The organism is Salinimicrobium oceani, assembly GCF_012037645.1.
This window is the reverse complement of record NZ_JAAVJR010000609.1, coordinates 1-456: the sequence shown is the minus strand read 5'-3', so window position 1 is coordinate 456 and position 456 is coordinate 1. Positions and strand designations below refer to the sequence as shown.

1 protein-coding gene and 1 pseudogene are annotated in these 456 nt (G+C 41.4%); both read left to right on the top strand.

Annotation, left to right across the window (positions count from 1 at the left end; all coding sequences use genetic code 11):
- The coding region (locus tag HC175_RS18510; RefSeq protein WP_235942681.1) for a glycosyltransferase family A protein at positions 1-363 on the top strand (363 nt) is incomplete at its 5' end.
- Positions 326-456: pseudogene (locus HC175_RS24400) on the top strand (galactosyltransferase-related protein); the annotation flags it as partial. The gene HC175_RS18510 and the pseudogene HC175_RS24400, both read left to right, overlap by 38 nt.

The following is a 456-nucleotide window of genomic DNA, read 5'->3' as shown; positions in this document are numbered from 1 at the left end:
GTGATATGCTTTCTGGACGATGACACGGTTTTAGAACCGGAATATTTTGAACATTTAATAGGCACCTACCACAAATATTCTGATGCAGTTGGTGTAGGAGGATATATAGTAGATGAAGTTGAATGGAAGAGAGCTGAGCAGCCTGCCGGTTTTGATGAATTTTGGATAGATGGCTATAAACGTAAAATAGGAAGTCGCAATTTGCTGAGGAAAAAGCTGGGTCTATTAAGTAATAGGCCGCCAGGGGTGATGCCGGAATTCTCCAACGGCCTTTCCATCGGTTTCCTGCCCCCCCACAGGAAAAACATATCCTGTAGAGTTCTTTATGGGGGGAGTTGCTTCTTATCGAAAAGAACTTTTTGAACAAATAAGTTTTTCAAATTATTTTGTAGGTTACGGGCTTTATGAGGATATGGATTTTTGTCTGCGTGCTTCCAGGATTGGGCAACTATATGT